The sequence below is a fragment of the Virgibacillus kekensis genome (assembly GCF_042654125.1).
In the GTDB taxonomy this organism is placed as follows: Bacteria; Bacillota; Bacilli; order Bacillales; family Amphibacillaceae; genus Lentibacillus; species Lentibacillus kekensis.
In genome coordinates this window covers 1-17,819 of sequence record NZ_JBHSFU010000009.1, presented here as the reverse complement: position 1 = coordinate 17,819, position 17,819 = coordinate 1, and the positions used below count along the sequence as shown (strand labels likewise).

The 17,819-nt window shown below is 42.5% G+C and carries 20 protein-coding genes and 2 other annotated features; of the genes, 8 read left to right on the top strand and 12 right to left on the bottom strand.

The genetic code is table 11. The features are described from left to right. Positions 1-45: 45 nt before the first annotated feature. Positions 46-276, bottom strand: coding sequence for a YjzC family protein (locus tag ACFO3D_RS15030; RefSeq protein WP_390297816.1), 231 nt, complete (start codon positions 274-276; stop codon positions 46-48). A 62-nt stretch (positions 277-338) separates the two neighbouring features. After that, a complete protein-coding gene (gene mnmH / locus ACFO3D_RS15025; RefSeq protein WP_390297812.1) occupies positions 339-1,388 on the bottom strand; it encodes a tRNA 2-selenouridine(34) synthase MnmH in 1,050 nt (349 codons plus the stop codon). A gap of 233 nt (positions 1,389-1,621) precedes the next feature. Between mnmH and ACFO3D_RS15020 the strand changes: the two genes are divergently transcribed. The 4 genes from ACFO3D_RS15020 to ACFO3D_RS15005 are packed head-to-tail and all read left to right on the top strand — an operon-like array spanning position 1,622 to position 4,794. Then, the gene (locus tag ACFO3D_RS15020; RefSeq protein ID WP_390297809.1) at positions 1,622-2,011 is read left to right on the top strand and encodes a GntR family transcriptional regulator; all 390 of its coding nucleotides are present in this window, start codon (positions 1,622-1,624) and stop codon (positions 2,009-2,011) included. After that, positions 2,008-2,697, top strand: coding sequence for an ABC transporter ATP-binding protein (locus ACFO3D_RS15015; protein ID WP_390297806.1), 690 nt, complete (start codon positions 2,008-2,010; stop codon positions 2,695-2,697). The genes ACFO3D_RS15020 and ACFO3D_RS15015 overlap by 4 nt, the downstream gene beginning before the upstream one ends. Further along, positions 2,694-3,527, top strand: a complete 834-nt coding sequence (locus tag ACFO3D_RS15010; protein WP_390297803.1) for a hypothetical protein — start codon at positions 2,694-2,696, stop codon at positions 3,525-3,527. Before ACFO3D_RS15015 ends, ACFO3D_RS15010 begins: the two co-directional genes overlap by 4 nt. Before the next feature lie 13 nt (positions 3,528-3,540). After that, positions 3,541-4,794 carry a hypothetical protein gene (locus ACFO3D_RS15005; RefSeq protein WP_390297800.1) on the top strand — a complete coding sequence of 418 codons (1,254 nt, stop codon included), beginning with the start codon at positions 3,541-3,543 and terminating at the stop codon, positions 4,792-4,794. Positions 4,795-4,873: 79 nt separating this feature from the next. Here ACFO3D_RS15005 and ACFO3D_RS15000 read toward each other — a convergent pair whose 3' ends face one another. Further along, complete coding sequence (locus tag ACFO3D_RS15000; RefSeq protein ID WP_390297797.1) at positions 4,874-5,206, bottom strand: thioredoxin family protein; 333 nt, start codon at positions 5,204-5,206, stop codon at positions 4,874-4,876. 71 nt (positions 5,207-5,277) lie between these two features. Here ACFO3D_RS15000 and ACFO3D_RS14995 point away from each other — a divergent pair, with 71 nt between their 5' ends. Beyond that, entirely contained in the window at positions 5,278-5,487 is a 210-nt protein-coding gene (locus ACFO3D_RS14995; RefSeq protein ID WP_390297794.1) for a hypothetical protein, read from the top strand. 84 nt (positions 5,488-5,571) lie between these two features. On the opposite strand, the gene ACFO3D_RS14990 is transcribed toward ACFO3D_RS14995, so the two are convergent. After that, entirely contained in the window at positions 5,572-6,153 is a 582-nt protein-coding gene (locus ACFO3D_RS14990) for a CotY/CotZ family spore coat protein (protein ID WP_390297791.1), read from the bottom strand. Positions 6,154-6,508: 355 nt separating this feature from the next. Here ACFO3D_RS14990 and ACFO3D_RS14985 point away from each other — a divergent pair, with 355 nt between their 5' ends. After that, complete coding sequence (locus ACFO3D_RS14985) at positions 6,509-6,889, top strand: SET domain-containing protein (RefSeq protein ID WP_390297788.1); 381 nt, start codon at positions 6,509-6,511, stop codon at positions 6,887-6,889. 866 nt (positions 6,890-7,755) lie between these two features. Next, positions 7,756-8,463, top strand: a complete 708-nt coding sequence (locus tag ACFO3D_RS14980; protein WP_390297785.1) for a phosphatase PAP2 family protein — start codon at positions 7,756-7,758, stop codon at positions 8,461-8,463. Positions 8,464-8,520: 57 nt separating this feature from the next. Here the strand turns inward: ACFO3D_RS14980 and ACFO3D_RS14975 are convergent, their stop codons facing one another. The 8 genes from ACFO3D_RS14975 to trpE all read right to left on the bottom strand — a co-directional run bounded on the left by ACFO3D_RS14975 (position 8,521) and on the right by trpE (position 15,731). Next, positions 8,521-9,219, bottom strand: a complete 699-nt coding sequence (locus ACFO3D_RS14975; RefSeq protein WP_390297782.1) for a TVP38/TMEM64 family protein — start codon at positions 9,217-9,219, stop codon at positions 8,521-8,523. A gap of 124 nt (positions 9,220-9,343) precedes the next feature. After that, entirely contained in the window at positions 9,344-10,135 is a 792-nt protein-coding gene (gene trpA / locus ACFO3D_RS14970; protein WP_390297779.1) for a tryptophan synthase subunit alpha, read from the bottom strand. Beyond that, the gene (gene trpB, locus ACFO3D_RS14965) at positions 10,128-11,333 is read right to left on the bottom strand and encodes a tryptophan synthase subunit beta (protein WP_390297776.1); all 1,206 of its coding nucleotides are present in this window, start codon (positions 11,331-11,333) and stop codon (positions 10,128-10,130) included. Before trpB ends, trpA begins: the two co-directional genes overlap by 8 nt. Before the next feature lie 6 nt (positions 11,334-11,339). Beyond that, positions 11,340-11,939, bottom strand: coding sequence for a phosphoribosylanthranilate isomerase (locus ACFO3D_RS14960; RefSeq protein WP_390297773.1), 600 nt, complete (start codon positions 11,937-11,939; stop codon positions 11,340-11,342). Next, a complete protein-coding gene (gene trpC / locus ACFO3D_RS14955) occupies positions 11,929-12,735 on the bottom strand; it encodes an indole-3-glycerol phosphate synthase TrpC (RefSeq protein WP_390297770.1) in 807 nt (268 codons plus the stop codon). The genes ACFO3D_RS14960 and trpC overlap by 11 nt, the downstream gene beginning before the upstream one ends. Continuing rightward, on the bottom strand, positions 12,736-13,761 hold the full coding sequence (gene trpD / locus ACFO3D_RS14950) for an anthranilate phosphoribosyltransferase (protein ID WP_390297767.1): 1,026 nt from the start codon (positions 13,759-13,761) through the stop codon (positions 12,736-12,738). After that, positions 13,745-14,344 carry an anthranilate synthase component II gene (locus tag ACFO3D_RS14945; RefSeq protein ID WP_390297764.1) on the bottom strand — a complete coding sequence of 200 codons (600 nt, stop codon included), beginning with the start codon at positions 14,342-14,344 and terminating at the stop codon, positions 13,745-13,747. Before ACFO3D_RS14945 ends, trpD begins: the two co-directional genes overlap by 17 nt. After that, a complete protein-coding gene (gene trpE, locus ACFO3D_RS14940) occupies positions 14,328-15,731 on the bottom strand; it encodes an anthranilate synthase component I (RefSeq protein WP_390297761.1) in 1,404 nt (467 codons plus the stop codon). The genes ACFO3D_RS14945 and trpE overlap by 17 nt, the downstream gene beginning before the upstream one ends. A gap of 62 nt (positions 15,732-15,793) precedes the next feature. Then, positions 15,794-16,072, bottom strand: a binding site (T-box leader). A 38-nt stretch (positions 16,073-16,110) separates the two neighbouring features. Beyond that, positions 16,111-16,354: a binding site (T-box leader), on the bottom strand. Positions 16,355-16,505: 151 nt separating this feature from the next. Here trpE and ddlA point away from each other — a divergent pair. Continuing rightward, positions 16,506-17,609, top strand: a complete 1,104-nt coding sequence (ddlA, locus tag ACFO3D_RS14935) for a D-alanine--D-alanine ligase (RefSeq protein WP_390297758.1) — start codon at positions 16,506-16,508, stop codon at positions 17,607-17,609. Positions 17,610-17,819 lie beyond the last annotated feature (210 nt).

Sequence of the window (17,819 nt, the reverse complement as noted above, 5' to 3'; positions counted from 1 at the left end):
TAACTTTCCGTCACAGGGGGTTAACCGTAATATTTTCTTGTTGCTTTATACTTTTACCCAATATGCCGCTTCATTTTCTGAAGGGGAAGGTGGGAATTGTTCATCTTTCTCGATCTGAATAGTTGTATCATCGTTATTTGTTCCACCGCTTACAAGACTTTCTATCTTAATACGTACCGCCCTCAGGTGCTTTTTCGCCTGTTTTGAACTTGTTAGCCATCTTGCTCCACCTCCGATTAGAATTTTTTCATGAAAGAATAAGTAACGCGAAATCACTTATCTTTCTAAGATTTCTATTTATCCGTTCATAAGGAAGGTAAGCATGTCCGGCAATTTTTTTAGGTAAGAGAGGTGAGCTTACGGGAATTACACCAGTCAACCACAAGCTGGTAGGCTTCGTCCATCGTATTTGCTTGAAGATGGACTTTCCGCTCCTCAGGATACTGATCAGCGGCATGTTCATATCGCGGATCATAATAATATTCAAGCAGGAGCTTTACCGCATTACGGTAGTGTCCCTCGGTAAGGGCCGACTCTATTTCTTTGGCAATCGGTGTATGGATTTTCCGCCTGATTAGCTGGAATGCTTCCATGAATCGTTTCGGAGAATTCCATGGCTGATAATCCTCAAGAATATTATTAATACGCTCCTCAACAGGAAGTTCGATGAACAGCTGAATGCCTTGTTCTTTCTTACGGTAAAGGAATTCAGGAATGGTTATCCTACCGATTCTTCTGCTTTCCCCTTCGACAAAAACAAATCGGGATTCCTGGAAGCGTAGTAGGTTGTCCACTAATAGGGAATCGAATTTTTTTTGGTTGCTTGGATTCAATCCAATTTGACCGAAAATAGAGCCGCGGTGATTGGCCATGCCTTCCAAATCCATAACAGGATAGCCTTCATCAGCCAGCCTCTTTAAAAGGATTGTTTTCCCTGAGCCTGTATTCCCGTTTAGAACCAGCAGTTCAGGCTTAAAATCCTCTTTCTCCAGAAAACTGACTACCCATTGCCGGTAGGAACGATATCCGCCAGTTAAACGGTTCACGTCAGCACCCATCAAATCAACCAGTGTCGCTGCTGTCTTGCTGCGCATTCCACCCCGCCAGCAAAAAACAGTTTTAGGGGTATCAATTTCCTGAAAACGGGTGATGAACTCGGGGAGCTTAGCCGACATAATTTCAAGGCCCCGCTGTTTAGCGGCCTTTTTACCGACCTGTTTATATAGTGTACCGACTTCAGCCCGCTCTTCATCGGTAAAGACCGGAATGTTGACACTGCCTGGTATGGTAGCCTCCTCATACTCCTTCGGGGAGCGGACGTCGATAAGTGTATGGTTTTCTTTCTCTTGCTTCTCCAGTACTTCGGGAAATGATATATCACGAAACATAGTTAATGCCACCTTTAAAATACTTATACCTTAATTTTATCATAGACGAAAAACTGCTGCTTTAAGATGGTCTGTCAAATTTTTTTCAAAATTGTATTGACGTTCCAAGTGTATTAAGACTATAATACATTCATACGGTGTATTACATGCTTAATACGCGATATTTTTTTGAGTGAAGTGTATTAACTTATTAATACACTTGGAAGAAATGAATACTTCTGGGAGCTGTGTTTATGAAAATTAATTTGAACAACCGTGACCCGGTTTATGTGCAGGTGATTCGCTATTTTAAAGAACAGATTGCAACCGGGATGCTTGAGCCGGGGCAGGAGATCCCGTCCAGACGGGAACTTGCAAACAGGATAAAGATAAATCCAAACACCGCACAGCGGGCCTATAAGGAAATGGAGGAAGAGGGTTTGATTTATACGGAACGGAACTTGCCTAGTCGTATTACAAAAGATGAACAAATCCTTGGTGCAGTACGGGAAGAACTTATTCTGGAAGCGGTTGACGCGTTTGTTAGTTCAATCCGCAGCATCAATGTGCCAGTCGATGAGGTTGTCGATCTTGTGAAAGAAAAGTATAAAAATGCAAACGACGTACAGGGGGAAGAATCATGATTGAAATAAAGGATGTCCGGAAAAAGTTCGGCCGGAAGACAGTACTCGACGGGGTGAGTTTCACTGCCAATAGAGGTGAAATCACCTGTCTAATCGGAATCAACGGGGTTGGTAAAACCACCATTTTGAATTCGATAATGGGCCTCACGCCTTTTAGTAAAGGTGAAATTCTTATTAACGGAGAAAAAATCAATAAAAACAGCTATGAAAAGGTAACGTTTATCCCTGATGCCATTACCATGCTGCCGCAAATGACCATTGCCGAAGCGATGCAATTCATGGATGACTTTTATAACAGCTGGAATCAGGAGCGGGCAACTGAGCTGCTTGGTTTTTTCCGCCTGAAGGAAACGGAAAAGCTGTCCAGTTTGTCAAAGGGTAACTCAGCGAAGGTTAACCTGCTGCTTGGTCTTGCATTAGATGTTGATTTTGTCCTGATGGATGAACCGTTCTCCGGGATTGATATTTTCAGTCGGGAACAGATTGCTGAAGTGTTTACCAGTCATCTTGTCGAGGACCGCGGGGTTATTATTACGACCCATGAAATAAATGATATTGAGCATCTGATCGATAAAGTAGTTCTGCTTGATAATGGGGTTGTCCTTAAACAGTTCAACAGTGAAGAAGTCAGAGCGAGTGAAGGTAAGTCGGTGGTTGATGTGATGAGAGAGGTGTATAAGCAATGAACAGGTATATTAAATTAGTTAACTTTGAATTAAAACGGTTTATGAAGGTCTATCTGGCATTAATTGTGATTACTATTTTGGCGCAGACAGCAGGTGTTATTCTAACGGCGAATGAATATCTCGGCCGGGCAAACAAGGCTATTTATGAGGAATTAGTCCCTGCGACTCAATTTATTGAGCAATACGGGCAATTTTCTTTTCTAAATATAGCACGGACCACTTGGTTTATGGGACCAATCGCATTGAGCGCGGCTGCTCTGATATTTTATATCTTTATGATTTGGTACCGGGACTGGTTTGGTAAAAACACATTTATTTACCGGCTACTGATGCTGCCGACTGCAAGGTTAAATGTTTTGCTATCGAAAGCAACATCTATTTTTCTAATGGTACTTGGGTTGGTTTCAGTTCAATACATTCTCCTACCATTCGAGACAGCGATCATGAATTGGCGGGTTCCTGCTGAGTTCCGAGCAGATTTACCCATACAGGAAATCATCCAAAATTTCCCGTACTTGAGTATTTTACTGCCGCAAAGTTTCCTCGAATTTGTGCTTTATTATGGTGCCGGGTTTATGGTGATCACAATGCTGTTCGCGGCAATACTCTTTGAACGGAGTTTTAGATGGAAAGGTATTCTAATTGGGGTTGGCTATGTAGTATTATCAGCGGTTGTATTCCTGACACCACTGTTGACAATCCTTTTCACTGGGGAAGATTATCTCTATCCTCTGGAAATGCTGGCCGCGGAAATCATTCTCGGGGTTGTGGTAATGTGTTTTTCAATCTGGTTGGGTAATCACCTTCTGAATAAGAAAATAACAGTATAAGGAGAGTATTGTAATGAAACGATATTGGAGGCTAATAGCTATTGCGGTAGTAATTGTATTATCTATCAGTACATTCTATGTTCAATCAGCACTGTCAGCGGGCAATAATCCAGAATTTATCTTTAAAAAAGTAAGTGGCAATCCTTCTGAACTAGAACCTGTTGTCCTGTTTGGTAATTATCAGGCTGTTGTAAACGGGGCAGGTGAAAGCATCAGACTGACAAATGAGGGGGCTGAATACAGTAGTGAATTATCACTGTTTGAACGTCTGAAGCATATGTACAGTCCGGAAGTGAGCAGTCTAATTGATAAATACCGGGGTTTTATGCGCGGTAAAGGAGGTTCCCTTTCATCCTATTACGAGGGAGAGAATGCTGTTGCCTACGCGAATGTCAGCAATCAGTTTATTAATGGGACTACAAGTGAATTGGAATTCACCGTTGAAGTTCTTAATAAAAAGACGGACCAAGTAACTGAGTTTATTGTTCCTGTCCCAAACCGTGCCATGTATCATCAGATATATGTGGAGGATGTACAAATGATTAATGGACAGCTTAAGATTGTGACACAAAACTTTTTACGGAATGCAGGTAACCAGTCATCAATTGCTAACCAGGAGACACACATCTATACTTTTGATATAGGTAAGCAGAAACTGATTGATGGTGAGACGGTTCTATCTGCTGATGACAGTGATACAGATTATTATACACATATGAACGTGGTGAACGCAGAAGACATCTCAGGTCATGAAGTAATTGTTTTTCAAAAAACGCAGGAAGGGTTAAAACCTGGAGCTGAGGGGAAGCGTGATCAAACAGAAAGGCCTGAACCTGAGGTTGAATTAATCGCATATGATTTAAAAAAAGATGAGAAAATGGAAATTAAAATTCCTGAAGAACATCAAAGTAAGGTTCCTATGGCATCCAACGGTTCGCTGCTTTATTTAATGGAGCGGTCAGAGAGCCAGGGCGAAATTGCGGTATATGATATGGAGAAGGAGCGGGTGAAGAACACATTCACAATCCCAACGCCTTCCTTGCAGGAGAATGCTCCTTTGGATATCCAATCAATTGTAAGGATACAGGATGGAAAGGTGTATGTGTTTACTTCCCAGTATGGAAAAGCGCTGACCAAGGGTTCATCCAGTTTCCACGTAATCGAGGGATCTTCAGGAAAGACTTTATACCATGGTTATATTAAGAGTAAGAAACCACTTAATGAGGATGCATTTCTTCACATGTACTCTATGGACCTTAAGAAATAGTTGCTCTTTAACATCGTTTGTAAGGTAAAGTACGACTCAAACAAAAACCTGCTTTCTAAAGAGAGAGCAGGTTTTTGTGTTATACAGCATTGTCGTATAACCTTTGAAGTTTTTGCTCAAACAAATCCATATGGACTATTCTTGCTTCACGAATATACTCTTTTCCTTCAAAAAACACCAAGATAACCGGTACGGTGAAAATATCAAAACGGCCAGCTATTTCTTCAACTTCCGCGGCGTTTATATGACCGGATTGAACATTTGGGTAATGACCGAGCAAGTCTTGTACTTGTGGCAGAAGTCCATGACAGACACTGCAGTTGGGCCGAGAAATATAGAGCAGGGTCAACGGGTGACCTTCAATAAATTGGTTAACATCATCCATGGAGTCAAGATTTTCAAATGTGCGCATACCGATCCCTCCTAATGTTTATTTTACCCGATAATAAGGAAAAACAACTTTAAAAAGATTGAGGTGATCATATGGTTAATAATGACGATAAACGAAAGACGAGTTCCAGGCAGATGAAGCACGAGCGGGAAGTTATGCCGGACGATAAGTTTGATAATCCTACCCTAGACGATGAGATGCCCCAAGAAGATGTCAAGATTGAACAGCGTCAGGAACGGAAGAAACATAAATCACAGGACGCATCCTCGAGCGAGCGGAAGTTTCCAGGTGAAGGGAAGTAAGAAGAATGAAGAGAACCCCGTAGCTAGTGCTACGGGGTTAATTTATGGGAGGAAGGTCAGAGTCATTCACAGATTGTGGATAATTTATTTACTTTTGCCTTTTCCCTTACCGCCATTTCCGTTCAAAAACTCAGAAACTGGAAGTGGTGTGACCGGATCAAGACACTGAATACCACAGAAACAGTCAAGGTCTACAGTTAGGCAGATGCCGGTTGCCTGAAGATCGCGGATGGCGTTTCCTTCTTCTCCAGGGAAGAAGTCACACACATTATCACCACCAGGTCCAGGAGTACTACCACCTTCCGTAACAGGCAGAAGTAACTCGAGTTTAACGCAACATTCATCTTCATCAGTAAATTTTTTGGCACGAACTATTGGAGTTTCCACACACTGAAATGCATTCATGCCTGAACCACCAATTGGAGCCTGGAAGACACCGCTTGGAATAAACGCGTCACAGTCTCCCTTACAATACAAAATGAATGGAATTGTAGTAGCAACAGGACCATTGCCGTTAGTTGTAGGTGAAAGCAAATCTCGTATGGAACGCTCACAGCTAGTTACACAACAACCGCCTTTATCGACAACTTCGTCTTGTACAGCAACAATCTCTCTTACAATATCGCATACACAGTTTTCACCGTCTTTTTTGTGTCCACAACTCATGTTTAAATCTCTCCTTTCTTTTTTATTTGGTATTGCACTAGTAGAGTATGTACATTAAGGAATCTTGTCTGTTTATTAGTCTATTTTCCTTCGAAAATAAGTAAAACGTCACGGAATAACAGTAAGTAGTTGGATTTATAATTTACGGAATGATTTCCAAACATCAATTGAGCAACTCAACTGTTTCAATATAAGAAAGCTTGATTGTCAGCTCACAATAAAAGCATTTTAACTATATCGTTATAATTAAATAGTTGTATCAATTTATACAAGATTCTATAAGATATAGTAACTGTTGAGTGAAATGAAAGTATGAATCGTAATCAATAATCGTGATAGAAAGGAGGGAATTGTCTTGAGTGATATCTATATTAAGAATACTGGTAAGTATGGCAGAGGAGTTTTTGCTTTGCGTCAGTTCAAAAAAGGAGAGCTAATCGAATCTACACCTGTTATTATCCTACCAGGTTTTGAACGGAGGCATATCAAAAAAACAAAGATCTCAGAGTACTTTTTTAACTGGGAAAAAAACAATGAAAGTTTTGCCATTGCACTAGGCTATGGATCGTTATATAACCACTCTTACAAACCTAATGCTAAATTTGTTAATAACCTCGCTAAAAAAACAATTGACTTTTATGCATTGACACATATTGAAGAGGAAGAAGAAATAATGGTCAATTATAATGGAGATCCTAATGATGAATCTAAGTTATGGTTTGAAGTAATTGAATAGGAGGTAGGAGAATCGGTAGTTCTGCCTGTCAATTTTATAAAGCAAATTTACATGGTTTACTAACTTCTAATATAGTAGTCTTCATAATTATCAAATGATTAAATTTTCCACACCCCTCTTGGTTAATACAGAGGGGTTTACCGTTAATTAAAGTTAACACATTAGTCTGTGAGAAGGCGTTTTAACAGGAATTTTACTTCACAAACACTGAAGGACTCAAGCTAGCTTTTCTCTTTTAAAAGGACACTATAACTATAGGTATTTTTAACAAGGTAAGAAAGTATATAATCTTGGCTCTATAAAGCTCTTTGCCAGCAAGAGTCACGTCCAGCTCCAGCGCCCATCACCTAGTGCCCGGCATTATAAAATAACTCCAAGCAACATGTAGAACAGTTCTGAGCCAGAGGCATTTATTTCAGTATAGTTGTTTTAATCATTAGAATTTCAAGAGTCATTTTAGTTTACCATTAGATTGGAACCGATTGTTTTATAAAACAAGGATCATTTAAAAAGATAGCAGTTCTAAACTCTACTTGATAAGGTTTTCTCTCTCTATTAGAACATCGTGAAGAAAAACATTGAACGACTATTATAAAAAGCGATATTTTGTAGATTGTTCGTGTTGTTGATGTATTAAATGGGTATGTAAGAGATAGGGCAGACTGGGTTTTTTTAAAAGAAAACAATGAAAGTACACATTTGTCTAAGTTTTCAGTATTTTACTATAAAAATTGAGTAATAACTTAAATGAAATGTTAGTTTTTGATGAAGAAATCATTATATATCCTGCCATGTTTGACGATATAGTACATTTTGTAAATTACTTTGTATGAAGGTCTATTATTTACATAGAAGGAGGAATGCCATTGCTTTTTAAGGGTACACATATAAAAGATTTATCAAAGGTTTCCATCATTCTTATACTTGCGGGGTTCGTAATAATCGGTAGTTCTGTATTTTTCTTTCTTTCTCTGGCGGAAGAAGTGATGGAGAAGGAGAAATTTATAATTGATGCTACGGTTAATGATTTTATTGCATCGTTCAATACACCTTGGCTGCAGGACACGATGGGTTATATAACGGAAGCCGGTTCAGTCATCTGGCTGTCAATTGCTTCTGTTATCTTGTTCATCTATCTGATGTTCTTTTCCAAATTCAGCCGATGGGTCGCAATATCTTTTGCGATAAATATGATAGGGATAAGTGGATTGACAAAGGGACTTAAGCTGTTGTTCGAGCGGCAGCGTCCAGAGGTGCTAGCGCAATTTGATGGGACGGGCTTCAGTTTTCCAAGCGGTCATTCTACGGGAGCCATAACGTTCTATGGGTTTATAATCTATCTTATTTTAATAAGTCCATTGGAGAAAAAGTGGAAATGGACAATTAATAGTTTGCTGGCTGTAGTAATCTTTCTTGTTGCATTCAGCCGTGTGTTTCTGAGTGTTCATTATGTGACTGATATAGCGGCAGGTCTGGCAATCGGTTTAACCTGGCTGTTTACATGTATAACAGCTCTGGAACTTACAATATGGAGGCAGCGGAGACGTAAAGTATTGGGAAGGCGATCCCGATAAGCAAGTTACCCCCTGATTTGATAATGGGGGTAAGATTTTGGTTTTATAGTCTTTAGCTTAGTTTCCATTTTTAAGTTCTTTAATTTCTTCCTGCAACTTCAGAAGATTATATTTTTTGCCAAGCTGCTTGTACATAACGTAACTGAGACCAGCTATCACGATAATGATCACTGTGAGTATTATCAGATTGACTGGATTCAGCTTAAGGAGGCTTGAACCGAAGAATCCAAACATGAAGGAACCAGGTAATGTCCCGAGTGCCGTTCCTGCAATATACTTCCAAAGATAAACGTCTGTTTTTGAACAGACGAACGTAACCAAATCAAAGTTCAAGACTGGGGCAACCCGAAGCATTAGAACTGACTTGAATCCATGTGACTCGAGGTCTTTTTTTAATTGCCGTAAAGTTTCTTTGCTGTCATCTTCTATTTTTGCGTCTTTAAAGAATTTTTTCATGACTATAAAGGAGGCGGTAGCACCCAGAACCGTGCCAATTACAATATAAAGGGTACCCATGTATTGACCGAAAATCATCCCTGTAGCAATTGCGAAAATCGAAAGGGGAACTAATGTAAAAGGTCTGATAGTAAAAACCAATAGAATTATGACCGGCGCCCAGAAGCCGAGCCCGTTAATCCACATTTCTATTTGCTTAGGAGTAATATGGAAGTATACTTTATTTAGTAATATTAATAAACCAGCCACACTTAATAGCGCCGCAAGTTTCCATATAAAGCTTTTCAGCTGCTTATTCATACAGGATTAAGGCTCCCTTTCTTTCTATGATAATACAGGTTAGTATATACCCTGAGATGTAAGTTTTCTAAACAAGGTGATTACTGGAAGGAACGGGAAGGTTAAACAGGGAAAACCTGCCACCTTAAGAGGTGACAGGCCGGACGGGCAGAGAGCTTTCCCTAATTAGTTTCTTTACTTCCTCTGACTTCCCTTCATAAAACAGGTTGACGATTGTGCTGCCGATCACCACCCCATCACAGTCGGCAGCCAGCTCGCGCGCCTGAGCGGAAGTGGAAACACCAAATCCGGCAAGTACTGGCGTATTGGTTTTTCCGCTTAGTTTTTTGAGATATGTTTTTACATTGGCTCCATGGCTTGCCCGGGCACCGGTAGTTCCTGTCACTGATACGGCATAAAGGAATCCCTCTGTTCGGCCAGCAATCATTGCCAGCCGTTCATCCGGACTGGTCATGGCAGCAAGACGAATGCTTGAAATCTGATATTCTTTTAAATAACCAGTTATGACATCCTCCTCTTCAATCGGAAGGTCGGGAATGATGACGCCATTTACATCAGCCTCGGCACAATCTCTGGCAAATTTCTCAAGTCCATACGCGTATATTGGATTCAGATAGGTCATTAGAATAATAGGAACTGACCGTTTAATAGTCTTCAATGTTCCCAGCACACCTGAGAGAGTAGTTCCATTTTCGAGTGCTCGCTTTCCAGCCTCTTGAATGGTGGGTCCGTCGGCAACAGGGTCGGAGAATGGTATACCTAGTTCAACCGCAGCGGCTCCCGCCTCATGAAGAATCGTGAGGCGGTCTTCCAATACATCAAGGCCACCGTCTCCTGCCATAATATATGGGACAATAATGCTTTCGCCGGCTTGACGTTTTTCTTCCAATGCCTGTTTTAATTTGTTATTACTCATTTGCATTCCCTCCTATTGCATCTTTAACCTGTTCGACATCTTTATCGCCCCGGCCTGACAAGCAGATAACGATAGATTCATGCTCATCCAGTTCTTTAGCTAGTTTTAAAGCATATGCCACCGCGTGCGCGCTTTCCAGGGCGGGGATGATTCCTTCCGTTTGGGAAAGAAACCTAAAAGCGTCCAATGCTTCTTCATCGGTTATCGATTCATAAGTCACTCGGTTTGTGTCATGCAGATGACTGTGCTCCGGTCCAACTCCCGGGTAATCGAGGCCAGCAGAAATGGAGTGAGCCTCTGTTATCTGACCATTCGTATCCTGAAGCAGGTGGGTCATCGTTCCGTGAAGAATGCCGACATTCCCTGCTGTTAGCGTAGCAGCGTGCTTCCCGGTTTCAAGCCCGCTGCCGCCTGCTTCTACCCCGTAAAGCTTAACATCTTCATCTTCAACAAAGGGATAAAACATTCCCATGGCATTACTGCCGCCACCAATACAAGCAATTACTGCATTTGGCAGTTTTCCTGTTTCATCCTGGTGTTGTCGTTTTGTCTCTTCGCCAATTACGGACTGGAAATCACGAACAATTCTCGGAAACGGATGAGGACCTACCACTGATCCAATAATATAATGGGTATCTTCCACATTGCTCACCCAGTATCGTAGTGCTTCATTGACTGCATCCTTTAATGTTCCGCTCCCCTGCGAAACGCTCTCCACTTTTGCACCTAGCAGTTCCATCCGGAATACATTTAGCTTTTGTCTGCGAATGTCTTCTTCACCCATAAAGACGACACATTCCAGGTCGAGCAGCGCACAGACTGTAGCTGTTGCCACGCCATGCTGACCAGCACCGGTCTCCGCAACAACTTTTTTCTTGCCCATCCGTTTTGTAAGTAGAGCCTGCCCAACCGTATTATTGATTTTATGTGCGCCTGTATGATTCAGATCTTCACGTTTTAAATAAATCTGCGGTCCGCCAAGTTTTTCTGATAGATTTTTGGCGTGATAGAGTGGCGTTTCACGGCCGACATAGTTTTTGGAATAATAATCAAGTTCTTCTAAAAAGTCAGGGTCCTTTATTGCAGCTTCATAAGCTTCTTCTAGTTCGAGCACTGCCGGCATAAGCAGTTCAGGAACAAATCGTCCTCCAAATTTTCCGTATCTGCCTTTAGTGTCAGGCATTGTATAGGTTGTCATTATTAATCATCCTTTCGCGTTTGTGATAAACTGTTTTATTTTTAGAAGGTCTTTATATCCGTCTGTCTCCACGCCGCTCGAAACGTCAACTCCAGCAGGGCGGGCAGTGGTTATTGCCTCGTGTATATTTTGTGGATTAAGCCCTCCGGCCAGAATAACTTTCTCCCGATCAATTCTGGATTCTTTTAAGAGCGTCCAGTCAAAAGTAGTCCCATTCCCACCGCGGTATTTACCCGCGGGACTGTCAATCAGGTAATAGTCACATGGGTAGGAATTGATTGCTGAAATCTCCGTTTTTTCAATGGAAAAAGCCTTAATAACCGGGTATGGAAGACTTTCAGCGAAATCTGCCGGTTCATCGCCATGCAGTTGAATGTAATCTAGGCCTGCTTGATCCGCTATTTGCACGATTTTATCGCGGCTCTCATTAACAAATACACCAACCTTTTTAACGGAAGGGGGTAGTGTCGACACGATTTGCCGAACATCCTCCGGGTCAATCTTCCGCTTGCTCCTGGCAAAAACAAATCCGATAAAATCGGCCCCTGCAGTGACAGCTTCCCTGGCAGCCTCTTTGGTGGTTATTCCGCAAATCTTAACGAGCATTGAATTGACCCTCCTTTGTTAGCGGCTTCCGTAATTCTTCAAAGGTAGCCTGCAAATTCTCTGAACGCATTAGCGTCTCGCCAATCAGGATGCCATTTGCACCATGACCTGCCACTTGGAGTACATCCTTCCCGGTTTTGATTCCACTTTCGCTGATCAGGATGGTGTCGCTGTTTTTTACCATCGAGGACAGCCTTCCAGTTGTCTCCAGGTCTACCTCAAACGTATTCAGGTCTCTGTTGTTAATCCCGATAATCTTTGCCCCGGTTCGGAGAGCTGTTTCCATTTCTTGTTCGTTATGGACTTCGCACAATACTTCCAGTCCAAGCTCTGTTGCGTAGGTATAGAGTTCATTTAGTTTCTTTTCCTGTAGAGATGCGACTATTAGCAAAATAACGGATGCTCCGGCAGATTTAGCCTGATCGATCTGAACCTTATCGATAAAAAAATCTTTGCAAAGGACTGGGAGATTAACGGCTGTGCGCACCTGCTGCAGATAATCCATTGATCCTTTGAAGAAAGTTTTATCGGTAAGTACGGAAATTGCGCTTGCCCCGTATGATTCATACTGCTTTGCTCTTGCTGCCGGGTTAACAGTCATGTCGATTTCACCCTTGGAAGGGGAGGCCCGTTTAATTTCTGCGATAATATTCATCCGCTCCCTGTTCCGGAAGGTATCGGCAATTTTAGGTATGCTGCTAAGACTAGTGCCGGTTTCCCTAAGCGGTCCGGGTTGTTTTTTCAGTTGTTCCACTTCCTGTTTTTTCTTTTTGAGAATTTTAGTTAAAATCGTCATTTATATCGCCTCACTTGCGGTTTTATTACTGAAGCTAACCAGGTGCTGCAATCGTTCAAGTGCCGCCCCGCTGTCGATACTTTCTTTGGCCTGATTGATTCCCTCAGTGATGGATGGAGCTGCTCCATTTGCATAAATTCCAAGTCCGGCATTTAAAAGAACCGTGTCGAGATGGGCTCCGGGTTCACCTTTTAAGACCTTTAACAGGATTGCTGCATTTTCTTTCGAGTCACCACCGCGAATTTGTGTGTTATCATAAACCGGTAGCCCGACATCATCCGGATGTAAGGTGAATGATGTGATATCACCTTCTTCAAGCAGGGTGATATGGTTATCTCCGGCAAGTGATGCTTCATCCATTCCCCCTGCGCCATTAACTACAAGTGCTCGTTTTCTGCCAAGTTTGTGAAGTGTTTCGGCAAGAGCCTCCAGCATATCACTGCGGTAAACACCGAGAAGCTGGGTGTCCAGGTTAATCGGATTTGTTAATGGGCCGATTAGATTAAAGATGGTTGGTACCCGCAATTCTTTCCGTACTTTTCCAAATCGTTTCATAGCCTTATGAACATGCGGTGCGTATAGAAAAGCTATGTTGTTTTCATCGAGCAGCTGTTCAACATGTTCTTTAGAGAAAGATAAGGAAACACCCAAATGTTCCAGCACATCCGCGCTTCCGGTTTTACTGGTGATACTGCGGTTGCCGTGCTTGGCGACTTTAACGCCAGCCCCTGCAATGACGAATGCGGAAGTGGTGCTAATGTTGAAGCTGTATGATTCATCGCCTCCGGTTCCGCAGTTATCCATGACATTCATCAATGTTCCGGTGGTCTGGCTGGATTGGGCACGGATTACTTCGACCAAACCGGCCATTTCCTCAGGAGTTTCCCCTTTCGCTTTCAAGGCAGTCAGGAATGCTGCCAATTCTGTTTCGTTTGCCTCGCTGGTAAAACAGTATGCAGATGCCTCTTTCATTTCGTTTAGGGTCAGGTCTTCTTTTCGCAGTAACTTTTCAAGATATTGTTTCAACGTAATTCTCCTCTCCAATTTTTTTCAGGAAGTTACGAATCATTTCCTTTCCATTAAGGGTTCCGATCGATTCTGGATGAAACTGGATGCCATATACCGGGTACTTCCGATGTTTGATCGCCATGATCTCCTTATCGTCCATTGATGTGGCGGTGATTTTCAGTTGTGTCGGTAGGGTAGTGCGATCAACTGCCAACGAATGGTAGCGCATCACTTCAAGGGGCTGTGGCATATAGTCGAACAAGCCGTTGCCGTCATGGGTGATCATGGATGCTTTGCCGTGTCTAATGGATCCAGCGCGGATTATTGATGCACCGAATGCACTGGCAATGGCCTGATGCCCCAGACAAATGCCCAAAATCGGGACTGTCTGGTGAAAATCCCGAATAACAGCTTCTGAAATTCCAGCCTCTGCGGGAATTCCCGGCCCAGGTGAGATGACAATCGCCTGTGGATCCAATGCAGCAAGCTCCTCTGTGGTGATCCGGTCGTTTCGACAAACCCTAACCTCAGCTCCTTCGCTCACCAGGTAGTGGAAAATGTTATAGGTAAAAGAATCATAGTTATCAATTAGTAAAATCATAATTGTTCACCTCCATCAGTGACCTTGCCTTGTGCAGTGTTTCGTTATATTCGGTTTCCGGATCAGAGTCATAGACAATTCCAGCGCCTGCCTGCAGGTAAGCAGCGTTATTTTTAACAATTAGGGAGCGGATGGCCAAAGCGATGTTCATATCGTGATTAAAATTGATGTAGCCGATTCCGCCAGCGTATGCCCTCCGTGCGACCTTTTCCAGGTTATTAATAATTTGCATTGCTCTGATTTTTGGTGCACCTGAGACAGTACCGGCAGGAAGACAGGCTATCAATGCATCAATACTTGTGAACTCTTCACGAAGCCTGCCGTGAACCTCGGAAACGATATGCATGACGTGCTGATATTTTTCGATATTCATATACGCCGGCACCGATACACTGTTTGCTTCACAGACACGGCTAAGGTCATTTCGGCTTAAATCGACCAGCATCCGGTGTTCCGATATTTCTTTTTCATCGGCCAGCAGTTCGTTCGCCAAGGTTGCATCTTCTTCGGGTGTACTACCACGGGGGCGCGTTCCAGCAATCGGGTTTGTGATGATATGCCTGCCCGAGGTTTCCACCAGGCTTTCCGGTGATGCGCCAAGTACCAGATAGTCGTCAAAGTCGATGTAAAACATATAGGGAGACGGGTTGGCTTTCCTCAATTTCCGGTAAAAGAAAAATGAATCCCCGTGCATCTCCGCTTTCATCCGTTGTGATAAAACAACCTGGAAAATATCCCCCTGTCTGATATGTTCCTTTGCAGCTTCGACGTTTTGCATAAAGGTTTCTTTATCGATATCCGGGTGGAACGTGATATTTTCATCAGCTGCTGGTTCATTAAATTGACCTGGAATCAGCGCAAGTTTTAACTGGTCGATACGTTCATCAAGCATGTGTTCCGGTTGATGGTCCAAATTGTTTACAACCAGGTAGACCGATTCATCGCTATGGTCAAAAATAATGACATTCTGGTAAAGCATCAGGTGAACTTCCGGCATCCCAATCTGATCAAGAAGAGCTTCACCAATATCCTCATAGCTCCGAATGGAATCGTAGCCGATATAACCGACCGCTCCGCCAAAGAAAGGGAAGGGGAGCTCATAATTCAGTTCGGGAAGTTCCTTTTTTAAAACCTCCAGTGCTGGCTGGTCATGTTCCTCGGTGCTGCCATTGTTTGCGACAGAAGTACTGTGACCGGTGCCGCGAATTTCTTTGAAAGGATCCGCCCCGATAAATGAATACTTTCCTTTTGTTTCGTGCTGGAATGAACTTTCCAACAGGAATTTCTTTTTGCCGGTAAGATTCTTATATATGCCGATTGGTGTCAGTGTATCGGCATTCTGTTTAATAAATTTGTAGGACAGTGTTTCCTGGGATTCTGTTGTCATTTGCACTAACTCCTTTTTAAGCGAATAAAAAAATCCTCTGCAAACACATATGGAATGTGTCTGCAGAGGACGATTGTGACCGCGGTGCCACCTCTTTTTGGAGATACAGGAATTCTATCTCCATCTTGTTTCGGATACGGGAGAGAAAAGCTTCAAATTGGGTACTTTCGCTTTTACTCCTATATCCTATCCGTGTAACGGCGGAACTCCGTGTTTCCATACTTGTTTTTCCGGAAACCTCTCGTAAGTCCATTCGGCTTTGTCCGTGTGCCGGTATCCCACCATCACCGGCTCTCTTGACCACTAAGACAAAGCGTACTCCTCTTACTCAACGATTTAATTAATATTCAATTTTGCATACAAAAAGGCCCCTCATCCGAAAAAGGACGAGGGACCGTGGTACCACCTTTATTAGCTGTAATCAGCTCACTTTGGCTACTAAGCGTTAGCCGCTTAATAGTTGTCTCGTGTAACGATGAGACATGGTCGCCAAAGCCTACTGAATTGAATGTTCGGTTTGGAGGCTCGGAAGTCCATTCATCTGTTTTCCCACACTGGTTCGCACCAACCACCAGCTCTCTTCAGTGTTCCAGCAGATTACTAATCTTCGTCTACGCCAATCGATTTAATTGATTGAAAATAATGATAGTGGATTCCGCTTTCGATGTCAAGGCTTTTTTCAAAAAATAATGAAACAGTTCAAAATACGCTGTTTCAATCAAGCTGTTTTGTGCTATTTTAGATATATATGATTTTTATGAGGGAGTTCTGAGGATGACAAAGAAAAAAGTTGGTATTATATTTGGCGGGAAGTCCGCGGAACATGAAGTATCACTGCAGTCAGCCAAGAATATCGTTGACGCAATTGACAAGGATAAATATGATGTTGTACTTATTGGGATTGATAAGCAGGGGAAATGGCATATCAATGACCAGTCTTCATATCTACTTAACGAAGAGAACCCGAAACTGATTCAATTGAACAAATCAAATGATCCGGTCGCCGTTGTCCCGGGAGAAACAAATAATCAGATTATCCATGCTACAAGTGCCGGTGCACTGGATCAGCTTGACGTTGTCTTTCCAATTGTTCACGGGACTTTAGGTGAAGATGGCAGTCTTCAGGGAATGATGCGGATTGCGAATCTGCCGTTTGTCGGTTCCAGTGTTGTTGGTTCTGCTGTATGTATGGATAAGGATATCGCAAAGCGTTTGTTGCAAGAGGCGGGAATCAATGTTGCGAACGGCGTGGCATTCTCCCGTGCGAAAAGAAATAAGATTGACTTTGAACAGATTAAAGAACAGATCGGTGTGCCAATGTTCATAAAACCTGCCAACCAGGGTTCCTCCGTCGGTGTAAGTAAGGTATCCGACAAGGAAGCTTTCGAAAAGGCAGTTGACGAGGCTTTCCAGTACGATAATAAAGTGGTTATCGAAGAAAATATCGTGGGACGTGAAATTGAATGTGCCGTTTTAGGTAACGAATATCCACAGGCTTCATTGCCAGGGGAAATTCTGCCGCAAACTGAGTTTTACTCCTATGAATCCAAGTATATTGATGAGAGCGGGGCCAAGCTGGAGATTCCTGCGAAACTATCTGATGAATTGGTAGCTAAAATCCAAACGTCAGCGGTGAAGGTTTTTGAAACTCTCGAATGCGAAGGTCTTGCTAGGGTGGATTTCTTCCTGACTGAGGATGGAGAAATCTATGTAAACGAGGTCAATACCTTGCCAGGATTTACTCGAATCAGCATGTATCCGAAGCTGTGGGAAATCAGCGGAATTTCTTATCCGGAACTGATCAACGAGCTGATTGAATTGGCTATTGACCGCCATGAAAAAAACAATACACTGAAAAGTGCTGTATGGGACGATTAATTGACGTAATCTAAGACCGCCACAGGAGCAAAGATGCTCGTGCGGCGGTTTTTGGCATATTGGAATTCAAAAGTAGACTCTCCGAGGAGTTTTATCATCGAATCACAAGCGTTTATCATCGAATTTTTGGCAGAATCGCGAAATATCATCGAATCCGGTCCAGCCCCCTAATTTTGGACACCTATGTACAATTTCTTGGTTTTTCTCAAA

What these genes read in the sequence shown, in the direction of transcription:
- mnmH (WP_390297812.1), bottom strand. Translation starts at nt 1,388, where the DNA reads ATGTTTCGTGATATATCATTTCCCGAAGTACTGGAGAAGCAAGAGAAA.
- ACFO3D_RS15020 (WP_390297809.1), top strand. Translation starts at nt 1,622, where the DNA reads ATGAAAATTAATTTGAACAACCGTGACCCGGTTTATGTGCAGGTGATT.
- ACFO3D_RS15015 (WP_390297806.1), top strand. Translation starts at nt 2,008, where the DNA reads ATGATTGAAATAAAGGATGTCCGGAAAAAGTTCGGCCGGAAGACAGTA.
- ACFO3D_RS15010 (WP_390297803.1), top strand. Translation starts at nt 2,694, where the DNA reads ATGAACAGGTATATTAAATTAGTTAACTTTGAATTAAAACGGTTTATG.
- ACFO3D_RS15005 (WP_390297800.1), top strand. Translation starts at nt 3,541, where the DNA reads ATGAAACGATATTGGAGGCTAATAGCTATTGCGGTAGTAATTGTATTA.
- ACFO3D_RS15000 (WP_390297797.1), bottom strand. Translation starts at nt 5,206, where the DNA reads ATGCGCACATTTGAAAATCTTGACTCCATGGATGATGTTAACCAATTT.
- ACFO3D_RS14995 (WP_390297794.1), top strand. Translation starts at nt 5,278, where the DNA reads ATGGTTAATAATGACGATAAACGAAAGACGAGTTCCAGGCAGATGAAG.
- ACFO3D_RS14990 (WP_390297791.1), bottom strand. Translation starts at nt 6,153, where the DNA reads ATGAGTTGTGGACACAAAAAAGACGGTGAAAACTGTGTATGCGATATT.
- ACFO3D_RS14975 (WP_390297782.1), bottom strand. Translation starts at nt 9,219, where the DNA reads ATGAATAAGCAGCTGAAAAGCTTTATATGGAAACTTGCGGCGCTATTA.
- trpA (WP_390297779.1), bottom strand. Translation starts at nt 10,135, where the DNA reads ATGAGTAATAACAAATTAAAACAGGCATTGGAAGAAAAACGTCAAGCC.
- trpB (WP_390297776.1), bottom strand. Translation starts at nt 11,333, where the DNA reads ATGACAACCTATACAATGCCTGACACTAAAGGCAGATACGGAAAATTT.
- ACFO3D_RS14960 (WP_390297773.1), bottom strand. Translation starts at nt 11,939, where the DNA reads ATGCTCGTTAAGATTTGCGGAATAACCACCAAAGAGGCTGCCAGGGAA.
- trpC (WP_390297770.1), bottom strand. Translation starts at nt 12,735, where the DNA reads ATGACGATTTTAACTAAAATTCTCAAAAAGAAAAAACAGGAAGTGGAA.
- ACFO3D_RS14945 (WP_390297764.1), bottom strand. Translation starts at nt 14,344, where the DNA reads ATGATTTTACTAATTGATAACTATGATTCTTTTACCTATAACATTTTC.
- trpE (WP_390297761.1), bottom strand. Translation starts at nt 15,731, where the DNA reads ATGACAACAGAATCCCAGGAAACACTGTCCTACAAATTTATTAAACAG.
- ddlA (WP_390297758.1), top strand. Translation starts at nt 16,506, where the DNA reads ATGACAAAGAAAAAAGTTGGTATTATATTTGGCGGGAAGTCCGCGGAA.